The following is a 14391-nucleotide window of genomic DNA, read 5'->3' as shown; positions in this document are numbered from 1 at the left end:
GGGCGACCGATCCGGAATCTCAACGGTCCAGCGCTCCCCCAGCGGATCTCGGTCGAGAGCGAGCGGCAAGGAAGTCGAGTGGGGCCGGCATAAGTCCTCATCGGAGTGGGAAGTCGATGAAGCGGACCAGCCGCTTCCGGATGCCCCCCGATCTTGAGGGAGGTTCACGAGGTGAGGAAGAGCCGCATCCGATAGAAGTCGGTGCGAGATCTTGTGGAACCACGCTGGCTGAAAATGATCGGTGTGATGACTTGAAGGCACATATCGAACCGCCCCCGGCGGCACCGGGGTCGCTCGGCGCACCGGTCCGCATCAGCGAAAGGTGCACCCGTGCCCCGGTCTGATCACGAACGCGTGGTCCTGCCCTTTTGCACCTGCTCGCTCCGGCTGGCAGGGAGGGCTGCGGCGGCGCACCATGGGACGGGTGGGTCGGAGGTCCGGCGGGAGGAGCCCGAAGGTGCCGAACGGAGCGGATGACAGGCCGACCACGCCGGCGTGGGTGGTCGACCGCACGGCACCGGCTGCCGAGCGTCCGCTGCGGTATGTGGAACGCCCCCTCGAACCGCTGGGGCCCACAGGCATTCTCGTAGGGGTACGGGCCTGCGGCGTGTGCCGCACCGACCTGCACCTCGCCGAGGGCGACCTGGCGCCACGGGTTCCGCGATGCACCCCGGGCCACGAGATCGTGGGCCGGGTGCTGTCCACGGGGCCCGGGGCCGAGGGCTTCGCGCCGGGCGACCGGGTGGGCGCCGCCTGGCTGGCGGGTACGTGCGGCACCTGCCGGTACTGCCGGGCGGGCCGGGAGAACCTGTGCCCGTACTCGCGCTACACGGGATGGGACGTCCACGGCGGCTACGCACGGCACGCCGTCGTCGACGCCCGCTACGCCTATCACCTGCCCGAGGGCCCGCCGGACGAGGAGCTCGCGCCCCTGCTGTGCGCGGGGATCATCGGCTACCGGGCCCTGGAGCGTGCCGCGCTGCCACCCGGCGGGCGCCTGGGCGTCTACGGGTTCGGCGCCTCCGCCCACCTCACCGCCCAGCTCGCCCTGGCCAGGGGCGCCACCGTCCACGTGATGACCCGAGCGGAGGAAGCGCGCCGCCTGGCGCTCGACCTCGGGGCCGCTTCCGCGACGGGGGCGTACGACGCTCCGCCCGAGCCGCTCGACGCGGCGATCCTCTTCGCACCGGTCGGCGACCTCGTTCCCGTCGCGCTGGCAGCCCTCGACCGCGGTGGCACGCTCGCCGTGGCCGGTATCCACCTGACGGACGTCCCGCCCCTGAACTATCAGCGGCACCTCTTCCAGGAGCGCGCATTGCGCAGCGTCACCGCCAATACCCGTGCCGACGGACGCGCGTACCTTGCCGAGGCGGCGCAGCACCGCCCCGTGGTGCACGTACAGCGCTATCCGTTGAGCAGAGCCGATGACGCGCTCGCGGACTTGGCCGCAGACCGTGTCACCGGAGTAGCGGTCCTCGTCGAGGACTGAGTACTTCCTCCGTCGGAACGTGCGCGCCACCGACCGGCAGCCTCCGGTTGACCGCCCAGACGATCAGCCCGCAGGCCGCGAAGCCGGCCCCGAGGAGGCTGGAGCCCGCCCAGCCGTGGGAGGTGTAGAGGGAGGTGGTCGCGGCCGCGCCGAGGGCGGAGCCGAGCGAGTAGAAGACCATGTAGCTGCCGATGACGGTGCTGAGGCGGTCCGGGTGCGCGGAGGTGAGCATGTGCTGGTTGCTCACGTGCACGGCCTGGACGGCGAAGTCGAGGGCGATGATTCCGATGACGAGGAGCCACAGCGCCCACGTCAGCTGCCCGATCGCCGCCCAGGAGGCGACCAGCAGGACGAGCGCGCAACCGCTGACCGGGATCGCCCGCCCCGCGTCCGCCCACCGTCCCGCGCGGGCCGCGCCGAGCCCACCGGCGAGGCCCGCGATGCCGAAGAGACCGATCTGACTCTCGTTCAGGTGCCACGGCGCGTCCGCCAGCGGCAGGGCCACTCCGCTCCACAGGGTTCCGAACGACGCGAAGAGGAAGAACGTGATGAGCCCGCGCGTCAGGAAGAGGCGCTCCGTGAACAGCCCGCCGAGTGAGGCGAGGGCCTTCTTGTACCCCGGACCCGCGTGTCCGTCGGGGCGCTCGTCGGGCGGCAGTACGGCGAGGACGAGGGCCGCGAGCCCGACCGACAGCGCCGCGAGCACGGCGTAGACGCTCCGCCAGCTCCACACGTCGGCGAGCGCGCCGGTGACGACCCGCGCGCCCAGGATGCCGATCACGACGCCCGAGGTCACGACACCGATATTCCGTCCGCGTTCGGCGGGCGGCGAGATCGACGCGGCGTAGGCCACCGTGGTCTGCACCACCACCGCGAACACCCCGGCCACCGCGAGCCCCAGGAACGCCGTCCACGCGGCCGACGCCGTGGCCGTGAGGGTCATGCCCGCCGCGGTGACCGCCAGGTGCACGGCGATGAGCCGGCGCCTGTCGGCCACCACATCGCCGAGCGGCACCAGCAGCAACAGCCCTGCGATGTAGCCGAACTGGCCGGTCGAGACGATCCACCCGGAGAGATCCGCCGACAGGCCGAGATCGTGTCCCATCGGCTCCAGAACCGGCTGCGCGGCATAGATGCTCGCCACCGCGACACCGCATACCACCGCGAGCAGCAAACGCCGCCACACGTTCATTGCGCCCCATCCCAATCAGTAGCAGATTGCAACCGTTTTGACGGTACGGCATGATGGTTTCAATCTGCAACCCATCGGGAGGTGTCATGCCGCGTACCACCGCGTGCGCCCCGAACTCCGGCTGGACCGACCCCGACTGTCCCGTCGCCCGTACGCTCGACCTCGTCGGCGACAGGTGGAGCCTGCTGGTCGTCCGTGACGCGATGAACGGGGCACGGTCGTTCACCGAGTTCCAGCGACGCACCGGCATCGCCCGCAACATCCTCACGGACCGGCTCCGCAAGCTCGCCGCTCACGGGCTCCTCGTCCAGCGCACCGCGCCGTCGGGCCGCCGCCGGGAATACGTGCTCACCGACGCCGGACGCGACCTCTTCGCGGTCATCCTCACCCTGCGGCAGTGGGGGGAACGCCACGCCTTCGACCCGGGCGAGACCCACTCCACCCTTGTCGACCAGGACGGCAACCCCGTGCCGGGCCTCGCGCCGACCGGCGCCGACGGCGCCCTCGTCGACGCCGACAGCACCCATGTGCGGAAGGCCCGCTAGAAACCGAGAGCTCAACGCACTCTCAAAGGTCGTAAGCTCCGCGAATGCATGTAGTTGCGATCCTCGCGCCCGACGACGTGGCAGCCTTCGACCTGACCATTCCGTGCGAGGTGTTCGCACTCGCGCGGCGGCCCGACGGCACCCCGGCCTATGAGCTCAGGGTCTGTGCCGAGCGGACGGTCACGGCGTCCGCGGGCGCTCAGCAGCCCTTCCGGATCTCGTCGCGCTATCGCCTGGACGACGCGCGCGACGCCGACACGGTGATCGTTCCCGGGGTCAGGCCGGACCGGGCGCCGAGCCCCCGGATCCTGGGGCTGATACGCGACGCGGCCGCCAGGGGCGCGCGCGTGGCGTCGATCTGCACCGGGGCGTTCGTCCTCGCGGCGGCGGGCCTGCTCGACGGGCGCAGGGCGACCACGCACTGGATGTTCGCCGACCGGCTGGCAGGGGACTTCCCGGACGTGGAGGTGGATCCTTCCGTCCTGTTCGTCGACAACGGCCGGATCCTCACCTCCGCCGGCATCGCCGCCGGGCTCGACCTGTGTCTGCACATGGTGCGCAGCGACCTCGGCGCGGCCGCGGCGGCCCGTACCGCACGGATGATCGTCATGGCGCCGCAGCGTGCCGGCGGTCAGGCTCAGTTCATCGAGTACAGCGACCCCGTCGGCGACGCCGACGACCTCGGCCCGACCATGCAGTGGATGCAGGACAACCTCGACAGGCCGCTGACCGTCGCCGACATCGCCGCACAGGCCGTCATGAGCCCCCGCACCCTCGCACGGCGATTCCGCGCCCACACCGGCACGACGCCGCTGCAGTGGCTGCTCAACCGGCGCCTGCAACGGGCGAGAGAGCTGCTGGAGACCACCGACCTGCCGATGGACCGGGTCGCCGCCGCAGCGGGCTTCGGGTCGACCGAGACCCTGCGGCACCACTTCACCCGGCACATCGGCACCACGCCGAAGTCGTACCGAGCGACCTTCAAGGTGGCCGTATCTTACGCCTGACAGTCATTCCTGCCACTGTTCGCCGACTCCGCCCCGCACCAGACTGATCGGCATGCACAGAAGGAATCTTCTACGTTCCGGAATGGCCGCAGCGACCGGTATGGGACTCGGCCTCGGCGCTGCCGCCGCCGGCCCGGCGGCGGCTGCCGCCCCGCACCGCACGCCGCTTCGCGTACACACCGTCCTGTACGACGGTGTGGAGGAGCAGGACTTCGCGGGCCCGGTCGAGGTGTTCGGCATCACCGGAGACCAGCGTGAGATCAAACAGAGCTTCGTCACCGCCGACGGCCCGCGCACGGTGATCACATCGGCCGGCATGCGGATCGACGTGCGGGACCGGTGGGCACCGCGGTCCGCCGATGTGATTGTGGTGCCCGGCGGCGGCTACGGGAAGGGTTCGGGGCTGGACGAGGAGATCCGCCGTGGCGTCCTGCCGAAGGCTCTGGCCGCCGCGAAGCGCCCCGGCCTGATCCTGTCAGGGGTGTGCAGCGGGACGATGCTGCTCTCCGCTGCCGGTATCACCAGGGGCAGGCCTTGCACGACCCACCACATCGCCAAGAAGGACCTGGAGGCGCAGGGCGGAAGGATGGTCCCCGGCCGGGTCGTCGACGACGGTGACCTGGTCACCTGCGGCGGCGTCACCTCCGGCATCGATCTCGCGCTGTGGCTCTTCGAGCGCCTCTACGGACCCGAGGCCGCCTTGTTCGCCGAAGAGGTACTCGAGTACGAACGCCGCGGCACCGTCTGGCGAGCCGCGTAGACCACTCGCAGAGCGCGCCGAACGCTGCGCCCCGCCGGCGCCGGGGCCCGCCGAGCACACGCCCATCGGCCCCAGTTGCACACCCCTTCCCTCCCCGGAGCCCGGAGTGACCGAATTCCTGCTGTCCATCCACGTGCTCGCGGCGATCCTGGTCCTCGGACCGGTCGCGGTGGCCGCCTCGTTGTTCCCCCGCTACGCGCGGCAGGCCGCGTCCGGCAGCGAGGACGAGGGAGTACGCGCCGGCGGAATCGCCGCTCTCCTGCACCGGATCTGCCGCGGCTACGCCGTCGTCGGAATCGCCGTGCCGGTCTTCGGGATCGCCACCGCAGCCCAGCTCGGCGTCCTGGCCGACGCCTGGCTGATCGCATCGCTCATCCTGACCGCGATCGCTGCGGCCATCCTGACGCTGGCCGTGCTGCCGGGCCAGGCGAACCTCCTGGCCCGGTGCCGGGGCACGGCGGAGACCCGGCCGCCCACCTCCGCGCCACGTCTGAGCATGCTCACCGGCGTCTTCAATCTCCTGTGGGCCGTCGTGGTCGTCCTCATGATCGTCCGACCCGGCTCCACGACGGGGGCCTGATCACTCGTGCGTACACTACGGATCGCCGCCCTCGTCGAAGCCGTCTCCCTGTCTGCGCTCCTGGTCAACCTGCTCACTTGGCACGTGCGGGAGATCACCGCGCTGGGTGGACCGACACATGGGATGGCCTACCTGGTCGTCATCGCGACCACCTGGCAGATGGCGAAGTCCTCGCCGGCGGGTGCCCGTCGGCGGGCCCTCATCCCGGGGCTGGGCGGGCTGCTCGTGCTGCGGCACATCGGCGACCGGCTTCCCGCTCACCAACGTGGTCCAGGGGCTTGACAGATGCCCCGGGCCGCCCTGGACACGGTCCGGTTCACGCCGAAACGGGGAGTCCTGGTCCTGGCCGTCCGCGCGGGTGTCACCCTTCCCTGGAAGGACCGCGCGCTGGAGCGTCCCCTGGCTCTGCCCTACTACGCACTGGGCAACCTCCTCCGCCCCCGGCACCGACGTCAGCACCACGCCCTCATCGTCGCCGCGGTCGAGCGTTTCGCCCCCGGCGCGTACACCGACCAGCCGTGGCGGCCACGCAAGGCCCGGGAACGGTCCATCAACCCCGGTCAGTGGTGGCGGTTCGACGCCGCTCCGCACTGCTCCTGCTAGGAGCGCACCACTCCTGCCAGGAACCACCCGGCGCCCGGCCGGGACTGTGACAAGGGCCGGCCCCCACCAGGGGGTCGGCCCGCGTCAGTGGGGCCTCTGATGAGGATCAACCGCATCGTCGGTCGGCACCCCGCGTCCGTGGACGCCGCCCGGCTCACGGCGAACCCCTCCAGGGGCCCGGCACCGTGGTGCCGGGCCCCTGGCCACTTCGGCTCGCTACGCGGCGGCGGGCCCGAGCCTCTTCCAGGGCTTGCCGCCGTTGGACTCGGCCTCGCCCGGGGCGACGGTGGTGTACCACTGGGCGTACCAGTACCAGCCGTCGTGCTTCACGAACGCGGCCGTCGAGGCGGCCGGGTCGCCGCTCACGATGTGGGTCTCCCGGGCCGTCGCGCCGTTGGCGACCTCGACGTCGTGGTCGCCGGTGGCGGAGCGGAGCTTGAACAGCCCGTTGTGCCGGGGGCCGCCGGGTGCCCCCTCGCTGCCGTTGTCGGCGATCGGGACGAGCCTCCACTTCGGTTCGGCGCGTCCGTCACAGCCGACCGAGGCGACGTCCTGGCGGGAGTCGGCCGCGGTCATGCAGCGGTCGCCGCCGGCGATCGTAAAGAGGCCGTCTCCGGCCGGGCGGATCCGCCAGTACTGGTTGGGGTTGGACTCACCGAGCTCCACCAAGTGGACACGGGACTGGTCGGGGTTGTTGTCGATCATCATCGGCCGGCCCGAGGGGCTGTCGCCGTACTCGAACATCCAGCCCTTGTCCCCCTTGTCGTACATCCGCCAGAGCCGTCCGCCGTCGGGCCGGTAGACCTGGCCCTTCGTGTAGTCGGCCGCCTGGCAGCGGTCCCCGGAGGCGGGGGCCGGCGGATCGACGACGCCGACATCGCGGCGCCGGTCACCCGTGCTGCCGAACTCCTTGTCCCCGATCTTGAACGTGACGTTCGCGGGGCCGGTGATCGGCAGGTAGTACTTGAGGTCGATGTCCCGGTACGTGCCCGGCGGCAGGTCCTCGCAGTAGCCGAGCTTGAACGTGAGCCGGTGGAAGTCGCCCTTGAGACCACCGGCGTTGGGGCCGGTGTGCCCGGGCGTGAGTCCCTTGATCTCCTTGTAGTCGTTGTCCTTCACGACCGGCGGAGTCGAGGTCGGGAGGTCGAACGAGATCTCCGTTCCCCGGCCGAGGGGCACCTTGCTGTCATTGGTGATCCGCAGCTTGGGCTGCACCGGGTAGAAGTCGTCCTTCCCGGTCGGGAATTCCACCAGCTCCGCCCTGACGTCGATCACCTCCCTCGGCTGCGCCCGTCCCCCAGCCCTGGCGTTGCCGTACGCACCCGCGCCCTTGAAGGCGTTGTCCAGGCGGGTGGTGAGGTCATAGCCCATGCCCCACTCGCCGTTGGACCGCTTGCCGTAGTCACCGGCGAGCTCCCAGACCATCGCGCCGCCGATGCCCTTGTCCGCGATGTACTTCGCCTTGGCGTCGACGGACCGCTCGTTCTCGGTCGAGAGGAACACCTTCTTGGCGTCGTTCCACAGCCAGGGCGACTCGAGTGCGTCCGAGTACTTCTCGGCGTAGGTGCCGGTCAGCTTCCCGTCCTTCACCCCGTAGGACCCCAGATATCCCGGCGTGACACCGTCCTGGAGGTTCTTGGTGTGCCACAGCGGGTTGGACCCGGCGCCGACCTCGCGGCCGTCCTCGGTGTCGTGCCAGAGGTTGTCGATCCCGACCGCGCCCAGGCCGCAGGACTGCGCGTTGGCGGGCCCCCGGCCCCCGGTGCCCTCGGGGCACTTGGATTGGTCCGGCATCGCAGCGGTCCCCCACAGCCCGTCCGAGCCGCCCTGCACGTCCCGCCAGCCGCGGGAATAGTACGGGATGCCGAGGTTGATGCGGCCGGCCGGGAGGGCGCCGCGGTAGTAGTGGTAGGCCCAGTCGGTGTTGAAGTAGCCGTGCTTCTGGAAGTCCTTGGTGTCGGCCTTCTTGTCGTCGTAGATGCCGGCGTCGGCCAGTTCGTTGTCCTTTCCGTCGTCGTAGAGCGGTGCCTGCGGGCCGACGAACTTGTTCCACGAGCCGTGCAGGTCGTACGTCATGACGTTGACGAAGTCCTGGTACTGCAGCGCCTGCCCGGCGTCGAGCCCGCGCACCAGGTAGCCGGACGAGGACCCGGCGGAGGTGAGCTGGTAGTAGCGCCCCTTGTCGGAGCCGGCCTTGTCGAGCTTCTCGCGCAGCGTCCTGATCAGTGCGTTGTAGCCCTGCTGGAGACCCTTCCGGCGGGGGTTGGAAACGTCCCAGTCCTTGGGGTTGCCCGTGTTGGGCAGGGCCGTCGGGTACTCGTAGTCGATGTCCACACCGTTGAACCCGTACCGGTCCAGGAACCCGGTCACGGAGTCGGCGAACGTGTCGATGCCTGCCTGGTTCACCGAGCCGTCGCCGTTGGTCGTCATGGTGTAGAAGTTCCGCGTGTCCGCCCAGCCGCCGACGGAGATCAGCGTCTTCACGGCCGGGTGCTTCTTCTTGTAGGTGTTCAGCAGGTTGAAGTGCCCCTTGTACGGGAGCGAGGGATCCATGGCGTTCTTCGCGCCGTCCCAGGTCATGCCGGTCGCCGGATTCTTGGCGTCGGACGGGTCGCCGATGGAGATCCGGTCGTCGTCGACACGGGCGAAGGCGTAGTTGATGTGCGACACCTTCGACCAGGGGATGTTGGAGACCAGGTACTTGGGATCCCCGTTCGTGCCCGCCCGCCATCCGGTGAAGTACCCGACGACGCGCCGGGTACGGTCCTTGCCGACCCACTCACGGCCCGAACCGTCGTAGACATCGCAGTAGCGGGCCGATACGCCCTTGGTCGGGGTCATGCCCTCGGGGCGGCAGTCACCGGAGGAGGCGGGTTTGGTACCACGGTCGTCGGCGGAGTCGTCGAAGGGGTCACCGGCGTCGCCGCCGTTCCTGGGCTCGTCCTCACGCGACGGCGTGTCGAGCACCCACTTCTGGGCGTCGCTCCCGTTGCAGCCCCAGAGCTGCAACTGCCGCCCGTCGTCGGACACGGAGCCGGGTACGTCCAGGCACAGGTCGGCGTTGACGTTCTTCAGCTCGTGGGCGTCGGTGCGGGTCCACTTCTGGGCTTCGCTGCCGTTGCAACCCCACAGCTGCACCTTGGTGCCGTACTCCTTCCCGGAGTGGTCCGCGTCCAGGCAGAGGCCCAGCGCCCGGACCGTTCCGTCGCCGGGAAGCGACCAGTTCTGGGCGCTGCTGCCGTTGCAGTCGTGGAGCCGGACGGCGGTGCCGTTGTCGCGGGAACCGTCCCTGACGTCCAGGCACTTGCCCGCCAGGCCCTCGAACTGGCCGGAGGAGATTTCCTTGGGCGGGCGGCGCATGCTGGTCGGGATGCGCAGGGCACCCTCTCCGGCCGAGAAGACCGACCGCCGCACGTCGCCCCAGTCCGTGTCGATCTGTCCGGCAGCGTCGAGGCTCTCGTCGTCCACCGTGCCAGGATTGACCTTCATGGTGACGTAGGCGCCGTTCTTGATGAACACCGTCCCCATGGTCGGCTCCGGAAGCGTATCCGTTGGACCCCGCCATCTGATCTCGGGAACGGGCGCGTAGAACGCCGCATCGAGATCCTTCAAGAAATCGACGCTCCGCAGGGCCGACCAGTTGTCGGCGATCTTCTTCGGACCGTTGATGAGCTTGTCCCCGGTCCCGTCGATGTCGATGCCGACCAAGGCGTACTGGTCCCCCTTGAAGATGTAGGCGTTGTTCCCGTCGACAGCGACTCCGGTGTCCAAGCCGTCGGCGAAGACGGTCCCGCTGAGCGGGCGGAACGCCTCGGAGATCTTCATCGGGCCGGTGGCGACGGTGCCGCCCAGGAGCCCCTGCCTTGCGGCGGCCTTATCGAGCGACAGACGAAGGTATTGGTCACCTCTGAAGAGGAGCAGGTCGTTGGGATGGCCTGGGAGCCGGATCGCGGCGTCGATGCCGTTGACGAACACGGTCCCCCGCAACGCGGGGACGTCCTCGGAGATGCTCCTCACCGCGTCCGGTGCCCCGGACAGCCTCCACGAGGGGCGGCTCTTGCCGCCGATCGTCACGGTCGAATGCCACAGCCGCTGGTAGTTCGGGCCGTTGAAGAGCAGGACGTCGGCGTAGTCGTTGATGGCGACGGCCGCCTGGATAGGTTTGCGTGCCGTCGGACACTGCTCGGAGGAGGACTCCATCGACCGTGGCCCCCGGAGACCGAGGCCGTCACAACCACGGTGCAGGACCGCGAGCCGGAGCCGGTTTTCGTCGTACAGGGGGTCGGTCAGCTGGGCGAAGCGATCGGGATCCTCGGCATTGGCCCGGGCCACCAGGGTGCTGTTTCTGTTCCAGCGGCGAATGGCCGACTCGTCGTTCTGCGAAATGGGATCCTGAGAATTCCCATCGCGGTCAGGCTCCCCTTCGAGTGCTTGGATGACCCTGGTCCTGATGGCATAGTCACGGAACGCCTCCGCGATCATCACGGCCATCACCATCACCCCACCCCCCGCCTCCGTAACTGTCCTATGTGCGGGGGCGGTGGGCACGCCACGGAATTGGGCGATGGCCAGGTTGATGTTGGCCTGGTTGACCAGGGGCCAGTTGTATTCCGTTCCGTTGCCCCCCATCTGGTAATTCTCCGTCCGACCGCGCAGTTCGTTGTAGTTGCTGTTGTAATCGAGCCGCCACGTGCAACCTTCTCCCTGGGTGAAGCGGTCAATCCACCTGCTTTCCTCCTGGGTGTACTGCTCGTTGAGATACCAGACGTCCCGCCTGGTGCCTCTCTCCACGTAGAAGCCCATGATGTATGCGTTTCCCGGCCGGATGATCACCCCGATATCCGTGGTGCGGTCACCCCGTGGCCTCGGCTCCGTATCGAGGGCGAGAATGCTCTCCGCCCCCAGCGGCTGGCCGCCCACGTTCGGCCTGGTGATCCGGAACGGACCCCGGTACGGAGCCGAGTAGAGCCGGTCCAAACGTGCCATCAAGGCCCGGTATGCGGCACTTTGGTCATCCTGTGCGGCAGCCGGCGGCGCCTGGAGAAGCCCCGCGGTCAACGCGAGGACCACCAAGGTCACCACCGCAGCCGCCCAGCCGGCCGGCCCACGCCCCCGTCTTCGCCGGCAGCCCACTGCACCGTTCATCGTCTGTCTCACTCTCCCGCACGGTCGTTCCGGTGGCGGTGGTCGTCCCCGCGCGCAGACGTCCACCACCGTCACCAAGCCTGCGAACGCGAATCGACAGGAGATACACAGCGGATGGATCGTCACAGCGGTGGGCTCAACCGCCCACCGCTGCCGGCCCCCGTACCGCAGTGCTATGTCGCCCACCTGCCGCGTACCTCCGAGCGCGGAAACCAGCACGGCCCGGGGGCCGGGCGGATCAGCCGACGAAGTCCTGCGCCCACCAGTAGTTGCCGTTCGCGTCGATCGTGACGCCGATGCCGGTGTACCGGTGCTGGTCGTTGAGGATGATCTGCTCGTGCGTCGGTTCCTTGATCCAGGCGTCGACCACCGACGGGGCGTCCTTCCAGAAGCCGCGGGCGCCCGCCGCGTTCTCGGCGGTCTCCCTGACCGGGCGGGAGTAGCCGTACTTGCGGAGCGAGGCTCCCGTGTCGACGTAGTGGCCCTGCTGCTGCCGGCGGGCCTGTTCGTCGGCGGAGTCCTGGGCGGCGCGCTCGACGACCGGGTCGTACTCCAGCCGCGCCTTGCCGTGCTGCGCACGGTAGTCGTTGACGAGATCGAAGACCTGGCGCTGCAGCGACTTGGCGTCCGGGTTCGGATTCGGGTTCGGGTTCTGGCCGCCGTCGGAGAACTTCCAGACCTGGGACGCGGTGTAGTTGCAGCTGTAGATCTGCACCGGGGTGCCGTCGTTCACGTTGCCGCCGCGCACGTCCAGGCACTTGTTGGACTGCGGGTTGACCAGGACGTCACCCTGGTAGCGCACCCACTTCTGGGCACCCGAGCCGTTGCAGTCCCACAGCTGGACGGGCGTCCCGTCGGCGGTGCCGCTGGACGCGACGTCCAGGCACTTGCCGAACGCCGTCATCGTGGCGCCGAACTCACCGGGCTGCTCCACGTACATCCACTGCTGGGACTCCGTGCCGTTGCACCCGTAGAGCTGCACCGGGGTGCCGCTGTCCCGGACACCACCGCGGACGTCCAAGCACTTGCCGGCGAGCCCGACGAGCGGACCCGCCTGCGCGGCCGCCTGCGCCGAAGCCGGCAGGGCGGCGACGCCGAGCGCGGCCAGGGCGAGTGTGCCCCATATATGCGACTTCTTCGGGGGCTTGGTGAACGACTTCTTGGTCGACGCCTGCATGGCGGCCCGCTCCTCTGCTTCGAGTGGCCCCGGGGATGTGGCGTGCCCGGGGGGATTACCTCGAGGAGGCTAGGAACGTGCAATAGACAGTCGGTCAACGCCCGACTGACGGTCCGTCGACCGGATCAGGAAGGATCAGCCGGATCGGGCCGGATGGCGGGAGAAGAAGGTGGATGGCAGCGGAATATTCCATTTCTCAGCGGAGAGACGGGTCATCTCGCCTGTGCAGCGAAGGCATCGTACGCGCGCTCATCGAACAGCACGAAGCGGATTTCCTCCACCTTCGTCTCGGCCTGCCGCACCGTCTCCACCGCGATGCGCGCCGCGTCGTCCATCGGCCACCCGTAGGCACCCGTGGAGATGGCCGGGAACGCCACTGTCCGCGCCCCCAGCTCGTCCGCGACCCGCAAGGACTCCCGGTAACAAGAGGCCAGCAGCGATTCGTCGCTGCCGGAAACCTGAAACACAGGGCCCACGGTGTTGAGCGTTTACCCACCCATGTTCAGGCTGCCAGCGCTACGCCCCGAGCCCCCATGGGGAGAGGGAACGTGGTGACGCCCCCTCCGTGTGTCACCAGCTCCGCGGTGCGGGCATCTGCGTCGAAACGGAGCTCTGCCATCTGCACCGTCGCCGGGAAACCCTCGCCGCACTCGAACCGGATTCCCGCCGTGGTCACGTAGACCTCCACGCCCCAGCTGATCAGCTTCTCCCGGCGTTCCACCTCCGTGGACGTGTCCCACCAGCCAGGACAGACGGACATGAACGACAACGAGATCCCGGCCGTCGATGCCGTCGAGGACAAGCTGGTGGATGAGGTCGTCGAGCGGCTGATGGACCGTGCCGACGCCTCGGGAGCGGCTCTGCTGGGCGAGGGCGGGCTGCTGACGGAGGTGACCCGGGCCGTGCTGGAACGGGCCCTGGACGCCGAGATGACCGAGCACCTCGGCTACGAGAGGCACGATCCCGCGGGCCGTGGCTCCGGCAACAGCCGCAACGACACCTCACCGAAGACGGTGCTGACCGACGCCGATGCCGTCACGCTGGCGGCGCCACGGGACCGTGACGGTTTCTTCGAACCGCAGCTGGTGCCCAAGCACGCCCGGCGGCTGGCCGGGTTCAACGAGCAGGTCCTGTCGCTGTACGCGCGCGGCATGAGCGTGCGCGACATCCGCTCCCACCTGGCCGGCACGTACGGGGTCGAGGTCTCGCCGGACCTGATCAGCAAGGTCACCGACGCCGCCGCCGACGAGCTCGACACCTGGCAGAACAGGCCGCTGGACCCGCTCTGGCCGATCATCTACATCGACGCGCTGTGGGTGAAGATCCGCTCCGGATCGGTGGCCTCCAGAGATGACGGTGCTCTCCGAGCTCCGCAACCGCGGGGTCGAGGACGTGTGCATCGTCGCCTGCGACGGCCTGAAGGGCCTGCCCGACGCGATCACCGCGACCTGGCCCAAGGCCACGGTCCGGACCTGTGTGATCCACTTGATCCTTGCGTCGCTGAGATTTGCCTCCAAGCAGCACCACGCAAAGCTGGTCACGGAGTTGAAGGCGATCTACACCGCGCCGAGGAACAGGCCGCCGAGCAGGCACTGGCCGACTTCACCGCAGGTGAGCTTGGTCAGCGGTATCCCGCGATCGTGCGGACCTGGCAGGCCGCCTGGAGCGAGTTCACTCCCTACCTGGCCTTCCCGCCGGATATCAGGGAAGGTTGTCTACTCGACGAACCTGATCGAGTCGATCAATGCACGGCTGCGGAAGGCCACCCGCAACCGCGGGTACTTCCCCTCGGAACAAGCGGCGTTGGAAGTGCTCTACCTCGCCGTCTTCGAGGACCGGCTCAACGCCAGGTGAAATCCGAAGACTTACACAAAGTTCCGTACACGCCCCGGC

At 69.1% G+C, this 14391-nt stretch carries 12 protein-coding genes and 2 pseudogenes; 9 read left to right on the top strand and 5 right to left on the bottom strand.

The window, feature by feature from the left end; translation table 11 throughout:
• Positions 1 to 457: 457 nt before the first annotated feature.
• Entirely contained in the window at positions 458 to 1489 is a 1032-nt protein-coding gene (locus FGW37_RS30815) for a zinc-binding alcohol dehydrogenase family protein (protein WP_246430654.1), read from the top strand.
• Here FGW37_RS30815 and FGW37_RS30810 read toward each other — a convergent pair.
• Positions 1458 to 2681 carry an MFS transporter gene (locus tag FGW37_RS30810; protein ID WP_179084069.1) on the bottom strand — a complete coding sequence of 408 codons (1224 nt, stop codon included), beginning with the start codon at positions 2679 to 2681 and terminating at the stop codon, positions 1458 to 1460. The two genes, FGW37_RS30815 and FGW37_RS30810, sit on opposite strands and share 32 nt — an antisense overlap.
• An 86-nt stretch (positions 2682 to 2767) precedes the next feature.
• Here FGW37_RS30810 and FGW37_RS30805 point away from each other — a divergent pair, with 86 nt between their 5' ends.
• The 6 genes from FGW37_RS30805 (at position 2768) to FGW37_RS30780 (ending at position 6176) form a co-directional block, all read left to right on the top strand.
• Positions 2768 to 3226, top strand: coding sequence for a winged helix-turn-helix transcriptional regulator (locus tag FGW37_RS30805; protein WP_179084068.1), 459 nt, complete (start codon positions 2768 to 2770; stop codon positions 3224 to 3226).
• A 44-nt stretch (positions 3227 to 3270) separates the two neighbouring features.
• On the top strand, positions 3271 to 4233 hold the full coding sequence (locus FGW37_RS30800) for a GlxA family transcriptional regulator (RefSeq protein ID WP_179084067.1): 963 nt from the start codon (positions 3271 to 3273) through the stop codon (positions 4231 to 4233).
• Positions 4234 to 4315: 82 nt separating this feature from the next.
• Positions 4316 to 4993, top strand: coding sequence for a DJ-1/PfpI family protein (locus FGW37_RS30795; RefSeq protein ID WP_246430653.1), 678 nt, complete (start codon positions 4316 to 4318; stop codon positions 4991 to 4993).
• Positions 4994 to 5099: 106 nt separating this feature from the next.
• Positions 5100 to 5573: a DUF2269 family protein gene (locus FGW37_RS30790; RefSeq protein ID WP_179084065.1), complete on the top strand. Its 474-nt coding sequence runs from the start codon at positions 5100 to 5102 to the stop codon at positions 5571 to 5573.
• 6 nt (positions 5574 to 5579) lie between these two features.
• A complete protein-coding gene (locus FGW37_RS30785; protein ID WP_179084064.1) occupies positions 5580 to 5855 on the top strand; it encodes a DUF3817 domain-containing protein in 276 nt (91 codons plus the stop codon).
• 3 nt (positions 5856 to 5858) lie between these two features.
• On the top strand, positions 5859 to 6176 hold the full coding sequence (locus tag FGW37_RS30780) for a hypothetical protein (RefSeq protein WP_179084063.1): 318 nt from the start codon (positions 5859 to 5861) through the stop codon (positions 6174 to 6176).
• Between the two features lie 216 nt (positions 6177 to 6392).
• On the opposite strand, the gene FGW37_RS30775 is transcribed toward FGW37_RS30780, so the two are convergent.
• The 4 genes and pseudogenes from FGW37_RS30775 to FGW37_RS33610 all read right to left on the bottom strand — a co-directional run bounded on the left by FGW37_RS30775 (position 6393) and on the right by FGW37_RS33610 (position 13258).
• On the bottom strand, positions 6393 to 11162 hold the full coding sequence (locus tag FGW37_RS30775) for a glycosyl hydrolase family 18 protein (protein ID WP_179084062.1): 4770 nt from the start codon (positions 11160 to 11162) through the stop codon (positions 6393 to 6395).
• Between the two features lie 397 nt (positions 11163 to 11559).
• On the bottom strand, positions 11560 to 12498 hold the full coding sequence (locus FGW37_RS30770; RefSeq protein WP_179084061.1) for a CAP domain-containing protein: 939 nt from the start codon (positions 12496 to 12498) through the stop codon (positions 11560 to 11562).
• Positions 12499 to 12710: 212 nt separating this feature from the next.
• Positions 12711 to 12983 (bottom strand): annotated as a pseudogene (locus FGW37_RS33615) (macro domain-containing protein); the annotation flags it as partial.
• 17 nt (positions 12984 to 13000) lie between these two features.
• Positions 13001 to 13258 carry a hypothetical protein gene (locus tag FGW37_RS33610; protein WP_246430652.1) on the bottom strand — a complete coding sequence of 86 codons (258 nt, stop codon included), beginning with the start codon at positions 13256 to 13258 and terminating at the stop codon, positions 13001 to 13003.
• On the opposite strand from FGW37_RS33610, the pseudogene FGW37_RS33925 reads away from it, so the two are divergent.
• Positions 13257 to 13784, top strand: a pseudogene (locus FGW37_RS33925) (transposase); the annotation flags it as partial. The gene FGW37_RS33610 and the pseudogene FGW37_RS33925 overlap by 2 nt on opposite strands.
• A 64-nt stretch (positions 13785 to 13848) precedes the next feature.
• On the top strand, positions 13849 to 14352 hold the full coding sequence (locus FGW37_RS33920) for a transposase (protein ID WP_281394910.1): 504 nt from the start codon (positions 13849 to 13851) through the stop codon (positions 14350 to 14352).
• The last annotated feature ends 39 nt before the right edge of the window (positions 14353 to 14391 follow it).

Source organism: Streptomyces rectiverticillatus (assembly GCF_013394065.1).
Lineage (GTDB): Bacteria > Actinomycetota > Actinomycetes > Streptomycetales > Streptomycetaceae > Streptomyces > Streptomyces rectiverticillatus.
Note: the sequence above shows the minus strand (reverse complement) of the source record. Positions and strands in the feature narration are given on the sequence as shown.

Bases quoted from the DNA above. Each gene is read 5' to 3' on its own strand.
- FGW37_RS30805 (WP_179084068.1), top strand. From the start codon at position 2,768: ATGCCGCGTACCACCGCGTGCGCCCCGAACTCCGGCTGGACCGACCCC.
- FGW37_RS30795 (WP_246430653.1), top strand. From the start codon at position 4,316: ATGGCCGCAGCGACCGGTATGGGACTCGGCCTCGGCGCTGCCGCCGCC.
- FGW37_RS30770 (WP_179084061.1), bottom strand. From the start codon at position 12,498: ATGCAGGCGTCGACCAAGAAGTCGTTCACCAAGCCCCCGAAGAAGTCG.
- FGW37_RS30800 (WP_179084067.1), top strand. From the start codon at position 3,271: ATGCATGTAGTTGCGATCCTCGCGCCCGACGACGTGGCAGCCTTCGAC.
- FGW37_RS33920 (WP_281394910.1), top strand. From the start codon at position 13,849: ATGACGGTGCTCTCCGAGCTCCGCAACCGCGGGGTCGAGGACGTGTGC.
- FGW37_RS30780 (WP_179084063.1), top strand. From the start codon at position 5,859: ATGCCCCGGGCCGCCCTGGACACGGTCCGGTTCACGCCGAAACGGGGA.
- FGW37_RS30810 (WP_179084069.1), bottom strand. From the start codon at position 2,681: ATGAACGTGTGGCGGCGTTTGCTGCTCGCGGTGGTATGCGGTGTCGCG.
- FGW37_RS30775 (WP_179084062.1), bottom strand. From the start codon at position 11,162: ATGGCACGTTTGGACCGGCTCTACTCGGCTCCGTACCGGGGTCCGTTC.
- FGW37_RS33610 (WP_246430652.1), bottom strand. From the start codon at position 13,258: ATGTCCGTCTGTCCTGGCTGGTGGGACACGTCCACGGAGGTGGAACGC.